This window comes from Luteolibacter flavescens, assembly GCF_025950085.1.
Lineage (GTDB): Bacteria > Verrucomicrobiota > Verrucomicrobiia > Verrucomicrobiales > Akkermansiaceae > Haloferula > Haloferula flavescens.
The window spans coordinates 62,827-83,310 of record NZ_JAPDDS010000001.1 but is presented as its reverse complement, the minus strand read 5'-3'; the positions used below and the strand labels follow the sequence as shown (position 1 = coordinate 83,310).

The 20,484-nt window shown below is 64.4% G+C and carries 11 protein-coding genes; 4 read left to right on the top strand and 7 right to left on the bottom strand.

What is annotated here, in order from left to right; genetic code table 11:
• The first annotated feature begins 13 nt into the window (after positions 1–13).
• Positions 14–1,465, top strand: a complete 1,452-nt coding sequence (locus OKA04_RS00300; protein WP_264499111.1) for a DUF1501 domain-containing protein — start codon at positions 14–16, stop codon at positions 1,463–1,465.
• A gap of 39 nt (positions 1,466–1,504) precedes the next feature.
• On the opposite strand, the gene OKA04_RS00295 is transcribed toward OKA04_RS00300, so the two are convergent.
• Positions 1,505–6,559 (bottom strand): glycosyl hydrolase, encoded by a 5,055-nt coding sequence (locus OKA04_RS00295; protein WP_264499110.1) that lies wholly within the window; start codon positions 6,557–6,559, stop codon positions 1,505–1,507.
• Positions 6,560–6,769: 210 nt separating this feature from the next.
• Here OKA04_RS00295 and OKA04_RS00290 point away from each other — a divergent pair, with 210 nt between their 5' ends.
• From OKA04_RS00290 to OKA04_RS00280, 3 genes are all read left to right on the top strand, one after another.
• On the top strand, positions 6,770–7,609 hold the full coding sequence (locus OKA04_RS00290) for an AraC family transcriptional regulator (RefSeq protein ID WP_264499109.1): 840 nt from the start codon (positions 6,770–6,772) through the stop codon (positions 7,607–7,609).
• Positions 7,610–7,733: 124 nt separating this feature from the next.
• The gene (locus OKA04_RS00285; protein ID WP_264499108.1) at positions 7,734–10,091 is read left to right on the top strand and encodes a LamG-like jellyroll fold domain-containing protein; all 2,358 of its coding nucleotides are present in this window, start codon (positions 7,734–7,736) and stop codon (positions 10,089–10,091) included.
• 23 nt (positions 10,092–10,114) lie between these two features.
• The gene (locus OKA04_RS00280; RefSeq protein WP_264499107.1) at positions 10,115–12,637 is read left to right on the top strand and encodes a beta-L-arabinofuranosidase domain-containing protein; all 2,523 of its coding nucleotides are present in this window, start codon (positions 10,115–10,117) and stop codon (positions 12,635–12,637) included.
• Positions 12,638–12,682: 45 nt separating this feature from the next.
• Here OKA04_RS00280 and OKA04_RS00275 read toward each other — a convergent pair whose 3' ends face one another.
• The 6 genes from OKA04_RS00275 to OKA04_RS00250 form a co-directional block, all read right to left on the bottom strand.
• Positions 12,683–13,198, bottom strand: coding sequence for a cupin domain-containing protein (locus OKA04_RS00275; protein ID WP_264499106.1), 516 nt, complete (start codon positions 13,196–13,198; stop codon positions 12,683–12,685).
• A 19-nt stretch (positions 13,199–13,217) separates the two neighbouring features.
• Entirely contained in the window at positions 13,218–16,646 is a 3,429-nt protein-coding gene (locus OKA04_RS00270) for a response regulator (RefSeq protein WP_264499105.1), read from the bottom strand.
• A gap of 671 nt (positions 16,647–17,317) precedes the next feature.
• Complete coding sequence (locus OKA04_RS00265; RefSeq protein ID WP_264499104.1) at positions 17,318–18,322, bottom strand: FAD:protein FMN transferase; 1,005 nt, start codon at positions 18,320–18,322, stop codon at positions 17,318–17,320.
• 17 nt (positions 18,323–18,339) lie between these two features.
• Positions 18,340–19,212 carry a DUF4198 domain-containing protein gene (locus OKA04_RS00260; protein ID WP_264499103.1) on the bottom strand — a complete coding sequence of 291 codons (873 nt, stop codon included), beginning with the start codon at positions 19,210–19,212 and terminating at the stop codon, positions 18,340–18,342.
• A 26-nt stretch (positions 19,213–19,238) separates the two neighbouring features.
• Entirely contained in the window at positions 19,239–19,757 is a 519-nt protein-coding gene (locus OKA04_RS00255) for a DUF2271 domain-containing protein (RefSeq protein ID WP_264499102.1), read from the bottom strand.
• A gap of 10 nt (positions 19,758–19,767) precedes the next feature.
• Positions 19,768–20,436, bottom strand: a complete 669-nt coding sequence (locus OKA04_RS00250; protein ID WP_264499101.1) for a PepSY-associated TM helix domain-containing protein — start codon at positions 20,434–20,436, stop codon at positions 19,768–19,770.
• Positions 20,437–20,484 lie beyond the last annotated feature (48 nt).

The following is a 20,484-nucleotide window of genomic DNA, read 5'->3' as shown; positions in this document are numbered from 1 at the left end:
CAGCACGCCCGCCATGAACACGATCACCGACTACAACGACGCGATCACCCGTCGCCAGTTCTTCCGGAAGAACGGCACCGGACTCGGCGTGGCAGCCCTGTCCTCCTTGCTCGGCAGCGGACGCGCATTCCCCGAAGTGATGCAGGAGGCGATGCCGCACATCGCCCCAAAGGCCAAGCGCGCCATCTACATCTCGCTCATCGGCGCGCCGTCGCAGCTCGATCTCTTCGACTACAAGCCGGAGCTGAAGACCCGCTTCAAGGAAGACCTGAAGGACTGGCTCGCAAAGGAAGGCCAGCGCCTCACCGGCATGACTTCCGGGCAGGCCGCATTCCCTCTCGCGCCGACGATTTTCAAGTTCGCCCAGCACGGCCAGTCCGGCGCGTGGATCAGCGAGCTTCTGCCGTGGACCGCAAAGATGGCGGACGACCTTTGCATCATCAAGTCGATGCACACGGAAGCAATCAACCACGAGCCCGCCAACCAGCTCGTCTATACCGGCTCGATGCAATCGGGGAAGGCCTCCATCGGCTCGTGGCTTTCCTACGGGCTCGGCAGCATGAATGAAGACCTCCCGACCTTCGTGGTGCTCCATGCCACGCACAGCTCGCCGTATGCAAATGTTCAGGCGATCTCCGCACGGCTCTGGGGCGCTGGCTTCCTTCCCGGCAAGCACGCGGGAGTGGCACTGCGCTCGAAGGGCGATCCCGTGCTCTACCTTCAGGACGCGCCCGGCATCTCGCGCGACCTGCGGCGCAAGATGCTGGACGGTCTGAACGCCATGAACCAGCGCTCCTACGAAGCGGTGGGCGACCCCGAGATCCAGACGCGTATCCAGCAGTATGAGATGGCCTTCCGCATGCAGGCCTCGGTCCCGGAGCTGGCGGACATGTCCGGCGAGCCGGAGCACGTCTTCGACCTCTACGGCAGCGACAGCAAGGTGGGCGGCACCTTCGCCGCCTCGGCGCTGATGGCGCGCCGCCTCTTGGAACGCGGGACGCGCTTCGTGCAGATCTTCCACCGCGGCTGGGACCAGCACGGCGACCTGCCGCGCGACCTCACCTCGCAGTGCAAGGACGTGGACCAAGGTGTCTACGGCCTCATCCAGGACCTCAAGCAACGTGGTATGCTGGAGGACACGCTGGTCGTCTTCGGTGGCGAGTTCGGCCGTACGATATATTGCCAGGGAGGACTCACCGAGACGAATTACGGCCGCGATCACCACCCGCGTTGCTTCTCGCTCTGGGTTGCTGGCGGTGGCCTGAAGGGCGGCCAAGTTTACGGCGAGACCGATGAGATGAGCTACAACATCGTGCAAAACCCGGTGCATATCCGCGACCTGCACGCGACGATGCTGCACCAGCTCGGCCTCAGCCACGAAAAGCTGAGCTTCAAGTTCCAAGGCCTCGACCAGCGCCTCACCGGCGTCGATCCAGCGAAGGTCGTGAAGGACATCCTCGCGTAGCGCTTATAGAGGCGACAATCTAACAGGGGGCTCCACTATTCAATTCACCTCCTCCACGATCACGCGCATGAACCCGCGGTCAGGAGTGCCTTCGGAGCCTTCAAGCTTGAAGGTGTGATACTCCCATGGCGTGCCGGAAAGATCCGGCCAGAACCATGAGGGCGGGGCGAGGTCGCGGGTGCCGAGGTGTGAAACGGGGACGTCTGGCGTGGTGAGATCGTGAAAGCCCTGCACCTCGTAGGAGACGCCGTCCACCTGTGCCGTGGCATTCGAGAACTGCGCCCCTCTCAGCGCCGCGAAGACGAGCGTGAATTCGTTCCCTGCCGGTGGACTCGCATCTTGGACCAGTCCCCTCACCCATCCGGGCTTGGCGGCATCGGCAGGATCTCCGCCAAGGGCAAACTCCTCAAGGTTCGTGCGACCGTCTCCATCGGGATCGGCATCCGGGCTGCGATCACCTCCCGCGAGTGCCGGGTGGTTGGTTTCCATCCAACTCTGGAAAGGAGTCGGCGATCCTACTTCCTTCAGCACGAGCGCCTGCACGATTCCATTCGCATCAAAGGTACCGGTGCCGCCGGGAACCACGCCATCGGGGCTGCAGAAATACAGGTTGCCGCTCTTGTCCGCAGCGCCGGTCAGAGTAACGATCACGCCATTGACGATCGGACCGTGGCGCACGGTGCCGCCCTGCAGGGCTGTTAGATTCAGGTCGGTCACGCTGTCCTGCAGCACTCCCTCGTGGCTGGTGCCGGAGTAGAGATGGTAGGTGGTGGCGCGGTTCGGGTGCGAATCGGAATCGGACGCGAGCACCTGCAATGCATACCTTCCTCCCGGCTTCAGCCCGGTGAAAACGACCGAGGGATGCTGATCTGCGATGCCCGCGCCATGCGCTACATCCCACATGATCTCGGCGAGGTTCTGGTCATTCTGAGTGGCATTCGGATAGGTCGCGCGCACTTCCCAGTTGTCGATGGCTTGATAGCCGACGGTCACGCCGGGGATCAGGTTCACCGAGTTGTAGTCGTCCTTGAAGACCACGCCCGCGACGGCCAGATCCGGAGACGTGCCTCCGGTGCCTGCTCCGGCGAGATTGATCGCGTGAACGATCGTTCCCCCGAGATCGAGGCCTTCGCCGGGATCGCCACCGGTGAAGATGCCGATCTTGGCGCTAGCGGTTTCCGGAGCGGACGGGACATCACCTCCGACGATCGCGGGCAAGAGCTGCACCGGACCGATGAGGCCAGAGTCGATCAGCGGTTCATTCGCGGCATAGCCCGGCATCGAGCTGGACCACAGCACCTCGCTGCCGGTGAAGCTCGATGGCGAACGCTGCTGGCCGACGAGGCGGTTGTGCCATGCATTCGTCACCCACACCTGCAGTTGGTTCGTGCCCGCATTCGCCGCCTTGCTGATGTCGAGTCGATAGGGATAGCTCCACAGCGTGCCAAGGTCCTTACCATTGAGGATCACCCTCGCCAACGAGCCGACGTGGCCGAGATCGAGGAAGAGACGTCGATCTGCGGCAAGCATGTCCTCCGGGACCTCAAGCGCCTTCGAATAGACGGCGGTGCCGGAAAAATAGCGCACGTTCGGATTCGCGTGCTCCGTCAGCGATGCTAGTGCGTTCAAGGTGACGGGCGATGGCACACCGCTGTTAGACGGCAGTCTCAAGGACCACGCTCCGCTCACGGGCAATGCTGCGAGCGACGGCGTCACCTCGATGCTGCGCGTGCTGCCGTCCGCCGCGGTTAGCGTGTAGCTGCCGGATTGCCATGACAAATGACCGTGGCCGCCATTGCTGCCACGGGTCAATTCCAGCCGGAAGGCAGGCATGTTCCCTGGTGATCCAACGGGGCCGGACACCTGCATCAGCTCTTGGATTTCCGCTTGGGTAAGCGCGCGGCTCACCTGGCGGAAGCCGCTGAATTTCCCATTGTAGGTCGTGTTCGGGTTGCCCGAGTGCACCACGTGGTCGCTCTTGAGGCCCGTACGCACGAGTGTGCCATTCATGTAGAGGCGCGTCTGGGCCTGGTCATACACCAGGGCGAAATGAGTCCATGCCGAAATGCTTGCAGGATACACCAGGAGCGGCGCGAAGTACTGCGCGCCGTGCTCGTAGGCAACGAAGCCATTCGTTCCCACGGCGAAGCCACTGCCTGCGTGACCATCTCCGTATGTCGCCTGAGCCTGTGCGGGGAAGATGATGTCGGCGCGCTGTGTGTAGAGCTCTTGGAAGCCGTTCTTCGATTCCGCAGGAATGGTCGTCGTGACCGCGGGCCTGACCCACAGCGAAGTGGTGAAGGTGCTCGGCTGCGTCACGGCAGGCGCGCTCGTTGCCGTGAGATCCATCACTGTCTCGCCGTCCTTCTCCAGCTTCACGATGCGATCACTCGCCGTGGCCCCGCGGAAGACGACGAAGACGGAGCCCTGTGCATCCAGCGCCAATGGCAGCACCGTGCGTCCGCCATCAACATGATAGGTGTCCAGAGGTTTGCGGGTGCCGGTCACGGCGTCCCACAACTCCGGTGCTTTTCCTTCCACGCGGAAGGACGGACGTAGGTTGATCGGGCTCTCCGTTTGATTGGAAAGGAAGTAGATCTCCGCGTCCGGCGTGCGGCGATGGATGAAAAGGAGGTCATTACCGGTGAGGCCGGCGTCGTCCTTCAGATCCGGAGCGCTGCCGAGTTCCCCAAGCACCACATCGAGACCGTCCCCGCGGAAGACGCGGCCCGTGCCATGGGTGCGCGATTTCACGGTCGTGCCATCCAGTCCTTGCCAGAGATCATCAGCCATCGAGATCACTTGCGGATCACATGCTGGATAGTTCTGAAGACTCGGCGAACCGATGGGCGGCGCGCCGTAGATCGCACCGCCTTGCGCAACCAGATCACGGAGCCTTGCCAGCACCTCCGGCCGCATGCGGTCCGCCTCGGGCAGCACGAGCAGGCGATAGCTCATGCCATCCGGCAGGACGAAGCGACCATTGCTCACCGTCAGGCGATTGAGGATCACCTCCGAGTTGATGTAGTCGAAGGAGTATCCCGCTGGCAGCGCGGGCTTCCGTTCAAAAGTGAACTTCGGCACGTCCTCGCCGATGTAGTAGGCCACGTCCGCCACGTAGTTCCCCTGCTTCAGCATCGTGTGGCAGCGCTGAAGGTATTTCGTCCAACTCGCCGACTTGTCGAACCATGTGTTGTTGCGATTGAACTCCGTGCCGAACCACGCGCTGATGCCCGGACGACGCTCGTCAGGCTGAGCAAGATTCACGTGGAAGACGATGTGGTTGACGCCTTCGCAGAAGGCCCAGTCGCCCATCTGCTTCAGCGACCATGGCGTGCTCTTGAAATTCGGACCGCCCGTCCACGCCTCGGCGAAGACTTCCTTCTTTCCGTAAATGTGAGCTGCGGAACTGGCACAACGCGTCTCCACCTGACCCGCCGGATCCTGCTCCCAGAATTCGCCGCTGATCTCATCCCCGTGGCCACCGTAGCTGAGGAACTCGCCGAAGAATCCCCCGTGCCCGTAATTCTGCGACCACAGCTTCAACCCGTGCTGGTTCGCCAGTTCGCGCATGCCGCCGATGTATTCCGTGGCCACGCGATCCGCGATGAGACGGCGCAGATCCCAAAGAAAGCGATCCGATTGTGCCGCACTGCCCACCATGCGTCCGCCCAGCGTGGGAAGAAAGGGCAGCGGGTCATAACCGTAGCGAGCTTCGAAGGCTTCCTCCATCCCATCCGTCCACGTCTGCGAGCCCACCTCGTAGCTATCGATCACCACGTGCTTCAGCGCCGTGCGCTCTGCCGCCGGCATGCGGCGCAGGACCTCGCCGACGTATCCGTCGAAGTGCTGAACCAGCACCTCGCGGTTCAGCTTGTCGATTTCCAGGCCACCACCACCGGCGGGCGCGGGGGTATTCGTCGAGCCCGTGGGGGCCATCGCGATGCGCTGGATGATCCACTCGCCGGCGGGCACTTGCCAGGTGATCCGATCGCCATTGCGGCTCGCGCTGATGTCCGTCACGCCTGCGGACGGAATGCAGAGCGCGGGATCCTCCGGCTCGGCCTGCACCGGCCAGTCGTAGTAGTCTGGCGGATTCTTCGGGCCTTGATAGGTCTTGCCGAAATGCTTTTCCGAATACTGCTCGATGCGCGCCGCGCCGCTGAGTTCGATCTCGGAGAAAGCCCCCTCGTTGTCCAGCGTCAGACGGAAATGCCGGGCGGTCACCGCCGGGAAGGAGATCGACATCGGTGCCAGCACCTCGGGGCCGTGATAGGCCGTGGCGTAGCGCCGCTCGATTTCGTAGTCCGATACCTTCGTGAAATTTACGCCGTCCTGCGACACCTGCAGTTCGCCTTTCGACACCAGCAGCCTGCTCGGTACCAGCACCAGGCTGCGTGCGGTGAAAGGCTGCGCGGTCTCGATGGTAATCACGTGCTGGCTATTCACCACCGGATACTCGGCGGAGGTCGCCTTGTTCCCGTCGAACATCTTCGCGGTCTCCGCACCTCCGCTGATGGTCGCATTTGCAGGGGTGATCCGTGCTGCATCCGAAGCCGGTGCCGGGAAAGCAATCGTGGCCACGTCCTGACCCGGCAGAGCCCCGGCGGGTGCAGCGATGGTTGCGTCGAAGAGCGCCGGTCCTTGCACGCGGATCTCGGTATTCACCAGATGCCGCATCGTCTTGTCCTGCGTGACCCACGGTCCGCCGGATTGGCTCCAGCCGAGGCCATTGAAGAGGCCGATGTCCACGCCGAGCCGACCGCCCTCGCGGATGGCGTGTTCTAACAGATCCCACCATGCTTCCGTCATCGCGGTCACACCACCTCCGCCCGTGTTGCCGGTCTGCCCGCCGATGAAGCCGATGTAGGCCTCGCCCACACCCGCGCGTTTCATCGCTTCCAGGTCGCGAGTTATGCCCGCATTCGTCACCTTGCCATCCGCCCAATACCAGTAGGTGCGGGGTTTCGACGACTCGACGGGTTCGGCGAATTGCTTCGCCAGCTCGCCCGGGCTGAGGTCGAAATTTTCCTGCGCGGCGGGTAGCAATGCGACGCCTAAGGCACTGACCAGCAAGCCGCGCAAGAGCGGCATGGGGTGGAAATGAGAACGCATGATGTCGTCGTGTACAAATGTGGGATTCAGCCGATAGCTGCATCCATAAAGTCGCCTGATAGCGAATTCCAATCCGCCATGGAATGGACCCCGCGGAATTCCTCATGTAAAAACTGACCGGAGCCATGAGCTCCAGTGAAAGGCGAGACCCCCGCCCTGACTACAATCACGGCGTCTGAATCGGATGGCATGCCGCGGCCATATGGACAGGATGCCGCGAAGATGGCCGCACGGATTACCATAGGAGAGCGCACGCGGGAAGCGATCAAGGCCGACTCGGCGGACCTCGCGGATGTCGAGATCATCGCGGTGGGTGAGACGGTCGCAGACGGCAGCTACTCGATCGAGCGCGACCGATTTCCCTGCGGACATCTCATCGCCACGGTCTCCGGCGAGGGCGAGTGCCGTATCGGGGATCAGTGGCACCCTTGCCTGCCCGGCTCCGTCTTCGTGAATCCGCCTGGCTCCGGCGAATCCATCCGCAGCGCACGGGGGGAGAGCTGGACCTTCTGTTGGCTTCATCTTTTTCCAGCTTTCTTCCAAGCCACCGGAGTGCCGTCGCAAAATGTGGTCAATGCAGACGTCATGCCGTTCCGCCACGCGGTTGGAGGATTCCTCCACTCGTCCTTCTCCGCGGCTCATGAGAAGTCCGCGCCGATGTGGATCGATCTGATCCGCTTCCACGCGAGAAACCTCATCGCACCGGAAGTCCGCACCCGCCAGCTCGATCGCGTGTGGGCCTCCGTGTCCGCCGACCCCGCGCACCCTTGGCAGGTGCCGGAACTCGCAAGCCTCGCCCGCATGAGCCGGGAGCTGCTCAGGCGGAAATCAAAGGAGGAAACCGGCCGCTCTCCCATGCATCAGGTGACCCACCTCAGGATGCTCCGCGCGATGGAGCTGCTTCAGATCTCGGACTACAAGCTGGAGGTGGTGGCCGAGCTAGTCGGCTACGACAATGCCTTCTCCTTCTCGCACGCCTTCGTGAAGTCGACCGGGCAGAGGCCGTCGAGCTGGCGCGCGAGGCAGTAGGCAATCCGGCAGGGATTGTGGCTTTCCCGACATTCACGCCGCCGCGGGACGTGGCGATGCTGCTTCATCCTCCGGAACGCCGCGTGGCGATTTCCCGGAGGAATCAGGAGAGCCACTTCATACCATGAATCAGCATCGCAATGTGAGGCGTGCCCGCGTGATGGCACGCGTGGTCGGGACGATTGGCATCGTCGCGTTTTCCCCGGTATCTGCCTCCGCCCAGGAGCTGGTCCACCGGTGGAGCTTCGACACGCTCGAGGACAGCGTCGGCAACGCGGACATCACCCTGCATGGCAATGCCTCGCTCGCCTCGGGCGAGCTGGTGATCGCGGGCGGTCCGGTACGCACGAACTACGCCTCGATGGAGATCGGCGAAACCATCGCGAGCACCGGTAGCCTCACCGTCGAGACGTGGTTCACCATGAACTCCGCGCAGGAGTGGTCGAAGCTGTGGATGTTTGGCACCGACTCCGGCGGCTACGGTGGAACGCCCTTCATGGACTTCACCCCCATCATCCCGGGCGGGCTGCCGAGCATCGGCTACCACACCGTGAATGGCGCGGAGATCACCACCCGTGGCGAGCCCGTGGCTCCGTCGCTGCCGACCGGCGTCGCCATGCTGGCCACCGTGGTCTTCGATGACGCCGCAGACCAGATCCGCCTGTATCGCGACGGACAGCTCATCGACAGCGTCGGCTGGGCAGGCACCATCTCGCAACTCGGAAACACCGCGCACAATTTCATCGGCGCGCCCGTTTACTTCGGCGACGGCAGCATAGATGCGCGTGTGAATGAAATGCGCGTCTGGACCGGCGCGCTGACGGACGCGCACATCGCCGCGAATGCCGCGAACGGCCCTGCGACTCCCGCGGTGCACGATCCCCGCATCGATGTGCCCGCCGAGTTCTCCATCGAGACTGGAGGAGAAGCAGGCAGCATCACCATCCCGATCACGAATCTGGGCACTACGGGCACCCTGCAGGTGACCGGAGTGACCATCACCGGACCCGACGCCGACTTCTTCACGACGGACACCACGCTCCCGCTGGTCATCGCACCCGGCGGCGAAGGCAGCCTGGAGCTGGGCTTCAACTTCGACGGATGGTCGGGCGAATTCGGCGCGCAGGTGGAGATCACCAGCAACGATCCCTTCTCCGGACCGAAGATCACGAACATCGCCGTGAAGGTCGCCCTGCCCGACATCGAGGTGCCCGCCGGTATCACGCAGGGACCGGTGGCGAACGACGCCGCGCCGCAGACTTTCACCGCACTCGTGCAGAATGTCGGACAAGGAGAGCTGATCCTCTTCGATGCCGAGTTCATCTCCGGCAATGTGGCCCCGACCCACTTCCAGCAGTTCAAGGTCGTGCGCGATTTCATTGAGGATGGCCCGCTCTACCTGGCCCCGGGTGAAAGCACGGAGCTGGAGTTCACCTTCGATCCCTCGCGCATCCTCGGCACGCTCGCCAGCGGCTACCTGGAGATCGAGTCGAGCGACTACACCTCGCCGGTCCTCACCATTCCGGTGACCGTGGAGCTACAGGATTCCCTGCCAGCGACCACCACTCCGGTGCTGGAGCACCGCTGGAGCTTCGCCTCGGATGCATCCGACTCCGAGGGTGGTGCCACTGCCGAGCTGCTCGGCGAGACGACAGTCTCCGGCGGCAGCCTCGTCCTGCCGGGCGGTGGCCTGCGCACGAACATGGCCTCCATTCCCGTGGGCCTCACCTTTGCCCGATCGCGCAGCCTCACCATAGAGGCATGGGTCACGCCGGCCAGCGAGGACCAGATGTGGCGGAAGATCTGGATGTTTGGCACGCCGTCCACCGGTCCTTTCGCCGCGACCTACATCGACTTCTCGCAGCGCAGCGATATCCCGAACCAGTCGCCCAGCCTCAGCTTCCGCACGCCCGGCCGCGGCGAGGTGGTCACCCGTGGCGAGCCGAATCCACCGATGCTCCCCGCCAACGTCGAGTCGCATCTGGTCGCGGTCTATGATTCGGAGAACGACGTGATCTCCCTCTACCGCGACGGCACCCTCATCGACAGCGTCGGCTGGATCGGCGAGATGCACGAGCTCGGCATCACCACGGAGAACTACATCGGCGCGGCTCTGCTCTTCGGCGATGCCGACTGGGGTGGTACGATCAGTGAATTCCGCATCTGGAACGGTGCTCTCTCCGCCACGCAGGTCGCGTCCAGCCGCACCGCTGGCACCGAGGTGCTGCCCGACCTCACCGCACCGCCCGCTGGCGATGGCGGCCTCGCGATTGCAAAGCTCGCCGTGCGCGACGGCCAGATCGTCCTGGAGGAAGTCAGTGGCTTGCGCGCGGGAGTGCAGTATCATCTGGAGACCGGTACGCAGTTGAATGACTTCGTGCCCGTGGCAGGCAGCACGTTCTCCGCGGGAGGAACCATCCCCACGGTGCCGGCCGTCGGCCCGCGTCGCTTTGTCCGTATCGTCGAAGGAGCAGCACCATGAGGCACACCTGGAATTCTGGAAAGATGGCGTCCGCGCTCCTGATGGCAGCGGTCGGTGGCACAGTGAAAGCCGATGAGCCGTCCAAGGCCGCCGCCTTGAATCGCGCGCCGCTGCTCGAGTCGGCCTGGGTCGCACTGCCGCTCGGCACCGTGCGGGCGGAGGGCTGGCTGCAGGAAATGCTGGAAATGCAGCGCGACGGCCTGACCGGCCATGCCGAGGAGCTGCAGCCGGAGCTGGGACCTGACAGCGGGTGGAAGGGCGGCACCGGCGAGAATGGCGAGCGAGGTCCCTACTACCTCAAAGGCCTCATCCCCCTCGCCTGGCAGCTCGACGATGCCGTGCTCCAGAAAAGGGCACGCACATGGATCGACGCCATCCTCGCCTCGCAGCGCCCGGATGGATCCTACGGCCCCGCCTCCAACAACGACTGGTGGCCACGGATGGTGGTCAATCACGTGATGCGGGATTACCACGAGGCCACCGGGGACGAGCGCGTGCTCGCCTTCCTCGCTTCCTACTACAAGTATCAAAGTTCCACCCTCGGCAAGAGGCCGCTGGGTGCGTGGGGACGGGCACGGGCCGGGGACGAGATCGACAATGTCTTCTGGCTCTACAACCGCAGCGGCGATCGTGCGCTCCTGGAACTCGCCGACCGACTCGCCTCCCAGGCCTATCCGTGGACGGAGATCTATTCGGAGAACCGCTTCATGGATTACGGAGGTGATTCCATGCCGAAGCACGCGGTGAATGTCGCGCAAGCGCTGAAGATGCCCGCGGTCTATTTCCAGAGATCCGGCAAGGCCGCGGACCGCGAGGCCTACGACAAGGGCATCGCCCACCTCGACCGTGACCACGGGCTGGCGGTAGGCATCAACTCGGGCAGCGAGATGCTTTCCGGACGATCCACCAGCCAGGGCGTGGAGCTCTGCACCACCGTCGAGCGCATCCTCTCGGACGCCGCGACGCTCCGGGTGCTGGGCGACGCGAAGATCGGCGATTCGCTGGAGACGATGGCATTCAATCTCCTGCCGGGCTCCTTCTCCGAGGACATCCACCAGCACGTCTACTACTGCATCCCGAACAACGCGGTGGCCCGCAAGAGCTTCCGCGGCTTCAACCAGGACAAGGAGGACGGCACCGTGCCCTCCCACCGCTCGGGCTTCCCGTGCTGCTGCTTCAACTTCAACATGGGATGGCCGAAGCTGGTGCAGAACTCATGGGCTGCCACGGCGGACGGCGGACTCGCCCAGATCGCCATCGCACCCGTGAAGCTGATCGCGAAGGTTGCGGGCGGCACGCAGGTCGGGGTGAAGGTTTCCACCGACTATCCCTTCAATGAGACGGCGGTGTATGAGATCACGACGGCACGCGAGGTGAAGTTCCCACTGTCGCTGCGCATCCCCGCCTGGTGCGATGGTGCGGCCATCGAGGTGAATGGTGAATTCGCCGGCTCGCCGAAGGCGGGTAGCTTCGCGCGGATCGAGCGGACGTGGAAGAGCGGCGACAAGGTGCGCGTGGTCCTGCCCATGCAGGTCCGCACCGCGCACGGCGTGAACGGCTCCGTCTCCGTGAAGCGCGGCCCGCTGCTCTATTCGCTGCCAGTGAAGGAGCAGCAGAAGGAACTCGCTGCCGGACCCGTGCAAGGATTCGAGGCCTACGAGATCCAGCCGGATTCCAAGTGGAACCACGCGCTGGCGGTGGACGCGAAAGATCCCGCGTCGTCATTCCCGGTCACCACGAAGCCGATGACACGCCGTCCCTTCCAGAGGGAGTCGACACCTGTTAGATTGAAGGCCCGCGGGAAGCTCGTGCCCCAGTGGCGTCTCAATGCCGAGGGAAATGCCGCGCTTGAGCCGCCCCAGAGTCCGGTGAATCCAGACACGCCATGGACCGATCTGGAGTTGATCCCCTTCGGTGCCGGGATGCTCCGCATCACCAGTTTCCCCGTGCTGGGTGAGCCGGTGCCGCCTGCACGGGAATTCGAGGATTCCTTCGCCTCCGGGAACTACAATGGCTGGCTCACTTTCGGCGGCGGATGGCGAGTGAAGGACGGAAAGCTGGAAACGCTCGGTGACGTTTACATGGATCACGGTTCCGGCGGATCGCATGCCGTGGCCGAGGGGACTGATTTCTCCGACTTGGTCTATGAGGCGGACGTGCTCGTCGGCGCGCACGGCGATGCCGGGCTGATCTTCCGCACCAGCAATCCCGCGCTCGGGGCGAATGCCTACGACGGCTACTACGCGGCCATCTCCGCGGGGGGCAAGTCCGTCATGCTGGGCAAGGCAGGCGGCGAGTGGCATCCGCTGCAGATCGTGGAGTATCCCATCGAAGCCGACCGCAGCTACCGCCTGCGCGTCGAGGCAAAAGGCGACACCATCCGTGTCTTCATCGGTGATTCGCCGCAACCGCTCATCACCGTGCAGGACGGCACCTACCGCTCCGGGATGATCGGCGTGCGCCGCTACTGCACTGTCGGCAATCAATATGGATCATCCTTTTCCGGTGTGAAGGTCCGCTTGCCGGACCCCGCCGAAGGACACTGACCGGCAGCGTTGGCCGGGTGCACGTGCGCCCGGCCAACATGGTATTCACCGCCAGTGTTCCATGAGCGGGCCGTCGGGGCCATGGATCGGATCGCGGTTGGGCAGTTCCACCTTTTCGATCCTGCCACAGGCCGCGTCGATATTGCCTTCACCTGACCGGAGTAGGTCAGGCTTTCCGCCGCCCGGATAGGCTCCGACCACCTGGAAGTCCTCCGATGAACTCACGGCCATGTGGCCGACTCCCGCGGGGAGGACGAGGACGTCCCCGACATGCACTTCGAACTTCTCGCCGGCCTCTCCGCCAAGCATGAGCGTGGCGGTTCCGCGGGAGACACCGAGGACTTCGTGGGTCGTGGTGTGATAGTGGTGATAGGGATACACGCCCCATCTCCACGTGCCGCTCCATCCGTTCGAGGTGAAAGTCTTTTCCAGCCACGCGGCGGGATCGTCAGCGTCCGCCGCCCCCGTCGAGCGCAGGATCAGCAGCGGCAGCGTCGGATTGTTAGGCGTGCGACCGTCGTCGGCGAAGAAGCGGGTTTCGATCTCGGGTGAGCAGGACATGGCAATGGAACACGCGGACTCAGCGCGGCATCCACACGCGGATGAGGGATAGCAGTTTCTCCACGTCCAGCGGCTTTGCGAGGTAATCGTTCGCACCGGCGGCTAGGCACTGCTCCTGATCGCTCTTCATTGCCTTCGCGGTCAGCGTGATGATGGGCAGCCTTGCCCACTCGTGGCGCTTGCGGATTTCCCGCGTGGCGGTGAGGCCGTCCATCTCCGGCATCATCACGTCCATGAGCACGAGATCGATCTGCTTCTCCGGATCGCCCTGGGCTTCCTCCAGCGCGGTGATGGCTTCCTTGCCATTCCTCGCGATCCTCAGCTTCATGCCCCGTCCTTCCAGCACGCTGGTCAAGGCGAAGATATTCCGCACGTCGTCCTCGGCGATAAGGATGCAGCGTCCCTCCAGCACGGCATCGCGATTGCCCGCCATCTTCAGCATCCGCTGCTTTTCCGGCGGCAATTCCGACACCACCTGATGGAGGAAAAGCGACACCTCATCCAGCAGGCGCTCCGGCGACTTCGCACCCTTCACGATGATGGACTGCGAGTAGCGGCGGAGATCCTGCTCCTCCTCCGTGCTCAGGTCGCGGCCCGTGTAAACGATCACCGGCGGGAAGGAGTATGAGTCTCCCTCGCTCAGCTTCTCAAGCAGGCTGAAGCCGGATGCATCCGGCAGGCTCAGGTCCAGCACCATGCAATCGAATGTCTCCGTGCTCAGCTTTTCCAAGCACTCCGCCACGGTGCCCACGCCCACGGTGGTGACCTCGCTGGACTCTAACAAATGACCGAGTGCCTCCATCTGCACGAGGTCGTCCTCCACCACCAGCACTCTCCGCATCTTGCGGGTGAGGCGTGTCTCCAGACCGCGCAGGGCATTCACCAGCTCCTCATGCTTTACCGGCTTAAGCAGGTATCCCACCGCTCCGAGCGAGAGCGCGGTGCGCGAGTAATCATTCGCCGAAACGATGTGGACAGGGATGTGACGCGTCCGCGGATCCGCCTTCAGGCGCTCAAGCACGAAGAGTCCGGAGTGATCCGGCAGGCCCACGTCCAGCAGCACGGCGCTCGGAAGGTGCTCCCTCGCGAGAAGCAGCCCCTCCTCCGCACTCGTCGCCACGAGACACTGGAAGCTCAGTTCGTGCGCGAGGTCGTGGAGGATGTTCGCGAATGCCTCGTCATCCTCCACCACTAGGATGATCCTTCTTTCCGCATCCAGTTGCTCGCGATCGTCCGGGATGCGCGCCATCACCACCGAGGCGGCGGCGGGCGGCAGAGTCACGGGAGCGGCCTGCACCGCCACTCCGGGCGTCGGGATGAATTCCTGTCGAAGCTCCGCCTGACGCAGGCTGAGGGGCAGATGCACGGTGAAGACGCTCCCCTTCCCCGGCTCGCTTGCCAGCGTGATCTCCCCACCGAGCAGGCGTACGAGATTCCGCGAGATGGAGAGCCCCAGGCCGGTGCCGCCATACTTCCGCGCGGTGCTGCCATCGGCCTGTGAGAAGGGCTCGAAGATGAGTCCCTGATGCTCCGGCGAGATGCCGATGCCCGTGTCCGTCACGGAGATGGCGACCTGCTCGCCCACCGCTGTCACTTCCAGCCGCACCGATCCCGACTCGGTGAATTTCAGCGCGTTCGAGAGCAGGTTCTTCAAGACCTGCTCCAGACGCTTCGAGTCGGTCACGATCTGCTCCGGCGCTCCGGGCGCGGCGGACAATTCAAGCCGCAGGCTTTTCCCCGTGGCCACCGGCTGGAAGACATCGCCGAGGCCCGTGAGCATACGCGGGATGCTGACCGTCTCGGAATGGACCTCCATGTGCCCGGCCTCGATCTTCGAGAGATCCAGCACATCGTTGATCAGATTCAGCAGGTCATTGCCCGCGGTCTGGATGGTCACGGCGAACTTGATCTGCTCGTCCGTTAGGTTGCCGGGGCGGTTCTCTGAAAGCAGCTTCGCGAGGATCAACGCCGAGTTCAGCGGCGTGCGAAGTTCGTGCGACATGTTCGCTAGGAAGTCGGACTTGTAACGGCTCGCCTGCTCGATGACGCGCGCCTGCTGCTCCAGCGATTCCTTGCCCAGCAGCAACTGCCGCTTCTGGTCTTCCAGCGCGTTCGCCTGGTCCAGCAGTTCCTCGTTCGTCTGCTCCAGCTCGACTTGCTGCATTTCCAGGCGGGCCTGCGATTCCTGCAGCGCGCGGCCCTGCTCTTCCAGTTCCTCGTTCGAGACGCGGAGCTCCTCGCTCTGCGCCTGCATCTCCTCGGACTGGCGCTGGGTTTCCTCCAACAGCTCCTGCAGATGCTCGCGATAGGCCGCGGACTTGATCGCCACGCCGATCTGCTCGGACACGTCGAGCAGGAAGGCCTCCGCCGCGCGGTCGAGCGGGTGGATGAAGCCGAGCTCGATCACGCAATTCACCGACTCGTCCACCAGCGCCGGGAGGATGACCAGATGCCGGGGAGTGCCCTTGCCCAGCCCTGAGCCCACCGCGAGGTAGTCCTCCGGCACGTCGTCGATGCGCTGGAGTGACTTCTCCGCGACGGCGCGACCAAGCAGTCCCTCGCCCGCCTCGAAGCGATCCGGCAAGCCGCTGCCCGCCGGCACGCCAATGGCAGCCACCCGATCGAAGGAACCCGAGCGCATGGCAAAAACCGCTCCCGCATGCGCGTCCAAGTGGCGTGAAAGGTAAGTGAGAATGCTCTCCGCCAAAGGTATCATCCCCTTCTCGCCGGACATCACCGCGGACATCTCCAGCTTCCCCGCCTGCGACCACTCCTGACGGCGGCGCACCGCATGGGCGCGGCGGATGAGCCACGTGATGATGGCTGACAGCGCGATGCCCAGCCCCGCAGTGACCAGACCGCTGGCCAGCGCCACGCTCTGCGCCGCCTCCCTCTCTTCCAAGCGCGCCTCGCGGATGTGCCGCTCTTCATCCGCCAGAGCCCCCAGGTTCTCGCGGATGTCGTCCATGATCTGCTTGCCGCGATCCGTGTCCACGACCTGCCGCGCAGCCTCGAAGCCGCTGTCGCGCCGGAGGCTCACCGTCTCATCCAGCTCGGCCAGCTTTGCCGAGATCTGCGACTCAATCTGGAGGAAGAGCGCCTTCTGATCCGTGGACCCGCTGGTCGCCTCCCGCATCCGCGTCATCTCCGCCGCCAGTGCCGTTCGCGCCGAGCGATAGGGCTGCAGGTAGCTCTCGTTCCCCGTGATGACAAATCCCCGCTGCCCGGTCTCCGCGTCCTTCATCAACGCAAGCACCCGCTCCAGCGATGCGATCTCCGAGTGGGTCTCCTCGATCTCCCGGGATGCCTCGCGGAGCACCACGATATTCCGGAAGGTGATGTAGCCGCTGCAGAGGAAGAAGATCACCGCGGCAGCGAACCCGAGGTAAAGTGGCAGTGTGGTTGCCTTTTTCGCGGGCACCGCGAGGTGACGATGATGGATGGGCATGGATGGGGCGGACGTAGGGAGGCGGACGTAGGAATAGGGCATCCGCGCCTCACGTCAAACTTGGCCAAGGCCGCCGCGAAACAATCCGCGAGAGGGAGAGTCAAACATGCATATTGCCTTGAAATCAGGGCCTTACCTGCTCCCGTGATGAGTAGCCGCTTTCTACGGTAGGGCTCCGCTGGGAGCGCGTGCCACTGGCTCGCTTGGAGGTGCGGTCGAGGTGACCGAAGAAGCTGCTGCCACCTGAAGCCATCGTGGTCCGCATCGCTCCGCGTGCGGTTCGCCGGTCCGGGGAAGCTTTATATGAGCCCGCTTTCACTTACGTCCTTCAAGAGCCTTAGATCGAAGCCTGCTTTCAAGAACTGCTTCGCCGCACGCGGAGCGATGCGGACCACGATGGCACAGGGTTCTCCGACGACATGGAGGGTGGCTTCGGGCCGGTCTGATGCCTGGCGCTCCGCCTGCGGCGGTGAGCGGATGAATAATTGGACGGGCTGAATAGGTTGCTTCGCCTACCTGCCAAGCGCGCCAGTGGCACGCGCTCCCAGGGGGGCGGCACCGTGGACGGCCTTCGCGCTGGAGCGAAAAGCAGCGCTCGTCCGTGCTTCGCCCACCGTCCAAGCCGGCTGAAGCCAGCGCTCCCGGCTGCGCCGATGCCGATGCTTGCGGGATCAATCCAGCATGGCGGCGAAGGCGGGCGACCATTGCTCGGTGTAGCGGCATCCCTCGCGCCCTCCCCCATCCTCCCCATCGGCATGTCGCAGGGTGAAGAGCGCGGGGAGCCTTTCGCGTTCGGCGAGGCGCATGCCTTCTTCCGCTCCGGCGATGAAGAACGCGGTGGCCCAGGCGTCGGCGTCCATGCAAGACGGGGCGAGGACGGTGACAGCGGCGAGCCTTCCATCGGCAGCGTCCGCCGTGCGCGGGTCGATGAGGTGGCGCCGGTAGGCATCGCCGGACGTGGCGATGGACAGCCCGCAGAGCGCGATGACGGTCTCCGGCAGATCCTCCGAGCCCGAGGGCCGGGACAGCGAGACCCACCATGGCTCGCCATCCGGCTTGCACCCGTGGCCGCGCAATTCCCCGCCGATCTCGATGAGGAAGTGCTCCACGCCCAGCGAGGCCAGCCGCTCGGCGGCGAGATCCACGGCGTAGCCCTTCGCGATCGAGGACAGGTCGAGCCGCAGGCCGCCGGGCTGCCAGGCGCGGCCCATGGGGTCAAATCTCAGCCTCTCCCACCCTGCCCTGCCGCGGGCCTCCGGCACCCGCCCGGGATGATGGTGGCCGGGCCCCGAGGGACCGTGGCCATGGAGGTCCACGATCTCCCCGAGCGTGGGGTCCAGCAGGCCGCCAGACGCGCGGGCGACATCGACCGCGCGGGACAGTACGGTGAAGAATTCCGGCGAGATGCCGTGCCACGAGCCGGGCGCGCCGCGATTGTAGCGGCACAGCTCCGAGGCCGGATCCCAATGGCTCATCTGCTGGATGACGAGCGCAAAGGACGAGGTGAGCGCGGCTTCCGCCCATTCCCGGTCGAGACCGCGCGGAAGCTGCAGGCGGGCACTCCAGGAGGTGCCCATGGTTTCCCCCTCCAGCTCGCACACCGGGAGGCCGCTGCCGGCCCCGCGGAGTGCATTCGCTGGGAGATCGCGCGGGATGACGACCCGGCGCGAGGTCATGATGTGACCGGGGTCGATCACTCGGGAAGCACCTCGAAGACAGCGGTGTAGCCGGAGCGGGCACCACCACCGCCGCCACCGCCACCTTGTGCAGGGGCACCGGCGGGCTTCTGGCCACCAGCCTGCGGCGGGCCACCGGCACCCGGGCCGCGGCCACCACCCACGGCGGCATTCACCCAGAAGCGACCGGCTTCCGGCCAGGTGACTTCGAATTCACCCTTCTCATTCGTGGTCGCGGCGATCTCGCCGGCCTCGCTGCGGTAGCGGTCGTCGCCCTTGATGATGCTGACCTTCACGCCTGCGGCCGGCTTGCCATTCAGGTGGAGGGTGAAGACGGACTTCTCCCCGGCGAAGAGGTCGTTCGGGTGCGTCTGGTCGAAGACGACCTCCAGGCCCTTGCCCGTGGGCTTCAGCGCTTCCTTGTTCGGCTCGCCGCGGGTCACGTAGGTCTCCACGCGCGAGTAGCTCTCCGTCACGCTCAGCTCCGGCTTGCCGTCCAGGGCGGCGGCCTTGAAGTCGGCGGCGCTGCCACGGAAGTTCTTCGTCTCGCCGTCTTCCTTCCAGGTGGCGAGGATCATCTCGCGCACGGTGCCCACGCGGTAGGTGCCTTCCTTTTCCAGCGCGATGTCGAAGACGGTGCGGTACTTGCCCTTCGCGCCATTCTGCAGGGTCACTTCCTTGCCGTCCGGGCCGGTGGCCTGGAAGGCTTCCACGGCGGGAGCGACGTGGTCGGGGAAGAAGAGATTGTTGGAAACGGCGGCGTCAAAGGTGACCCACGGTTGCTCGCCGGAGAGCACGGTGGAGGACGGCACGATCCAGAAGCGGTGCGCGAGCGCCGGGCTGGAGAGGGCGACGAGGGCGGCGAGCGCCAGAATCGGTTTCTTGTTCATGATGCGGTTGGCTTGGGAAGCGGTGTTCAGTTGGAAGCTTGCGTCTCGATCTTGATGGCCACCTTGCCGAGCTCGGTCTTGCCGGCGCCGGAGGCATCCACGGTGGTCTTGCCGTCCCACTTGAAGGGCACGCGGACCATCTCGCGGCCGCCGACCTCGCGGGAGGCCTCCACGACGAGCGTGTATTCACCTTCCGCCAGCTTGGTCATGTCCACGGCCTTGTCCGAGATGGCCACGGTGTGCGTGCCCACGGGGCGTGTGGGGCTGCTCACGCCGTCCACGGGCATCTTCAGCGAGCGGCCGCTCTTCCGCCACCACTGGCGGATGTCCTTCAGCCACTTCTCGCCCTCGGCGTTCTTCATCTCCGTGTCGTACCACACGGTCAGGTTCGCGGCGTGGGATTTGTCCGGCTTCTCCAGCCAGGCGGCGATGTAGGGGCGGTGGTACTCGGCCACTTCGAGCCGGGGGATTTCGATGGTGAGCTGGACTTCCCCGGCACCCGCCGTGGCGAGTCCCGGTGTCAGCAGCAGGAATGCTTTTTTCATGGGGATCAGATCAATGGACGAAGAAGATGATGATGATGACGGGCAACAGGATGCCGGCGATGACGGCGGGCCACGTCCTCGGGCGGCGCTTCGCATGCACCCACAGGAGCGCCAGACCGGTAAGGCAGAAGACGATGCAGGCCACCGAAAAGACGTCGAGGAAGAGCGACCACGCGGTGCCCGTGTTCCGGCCCTTGTGCAGGTCGTTCAGGTAGGAGATCGCGCCGCGCTTCGTGAGCTCGTACACCACGTCGCCGGTCTCGCGGTCGATGGTCAGCCAGGCATCGCCACCCGGGCGCGGCAGGCTGAGATAGATCTCGAATTCCGACCACTCGGCGGACTTGCCCTTCACGGTGGTGCGCAGCTCCTTGGCGAGCCACTTGGAGATCTCATCCGGCAGCGGCGCCTCGGTGTCCGCCTCATTCTGGTAGGCGATGGACTTCGCGAGGTCCTCCGGCAGGACGAGCTTCACCTCGTTCACCTTCGGCTTCGCGGGGATGTCCTTCGCGTGGTTCAGCGTGATGCCGGTGAAGGCGAAGAGGAGCATCGCCGCCAGGCAGATGGCGCTGCTGACCCAGTGCCAGAGGTAGAATTGCTTTGTCCAGAAGGCCTTCCGCTTCTTCGCGTCGGCGGTGGATTTCAAGGCGGACTCTACGGGGGCTGGATTGGCGGCGGACATTGACGAAAGACGGAAAATCGGGCCGGGAAGCACGCCCTGGCGTACCTC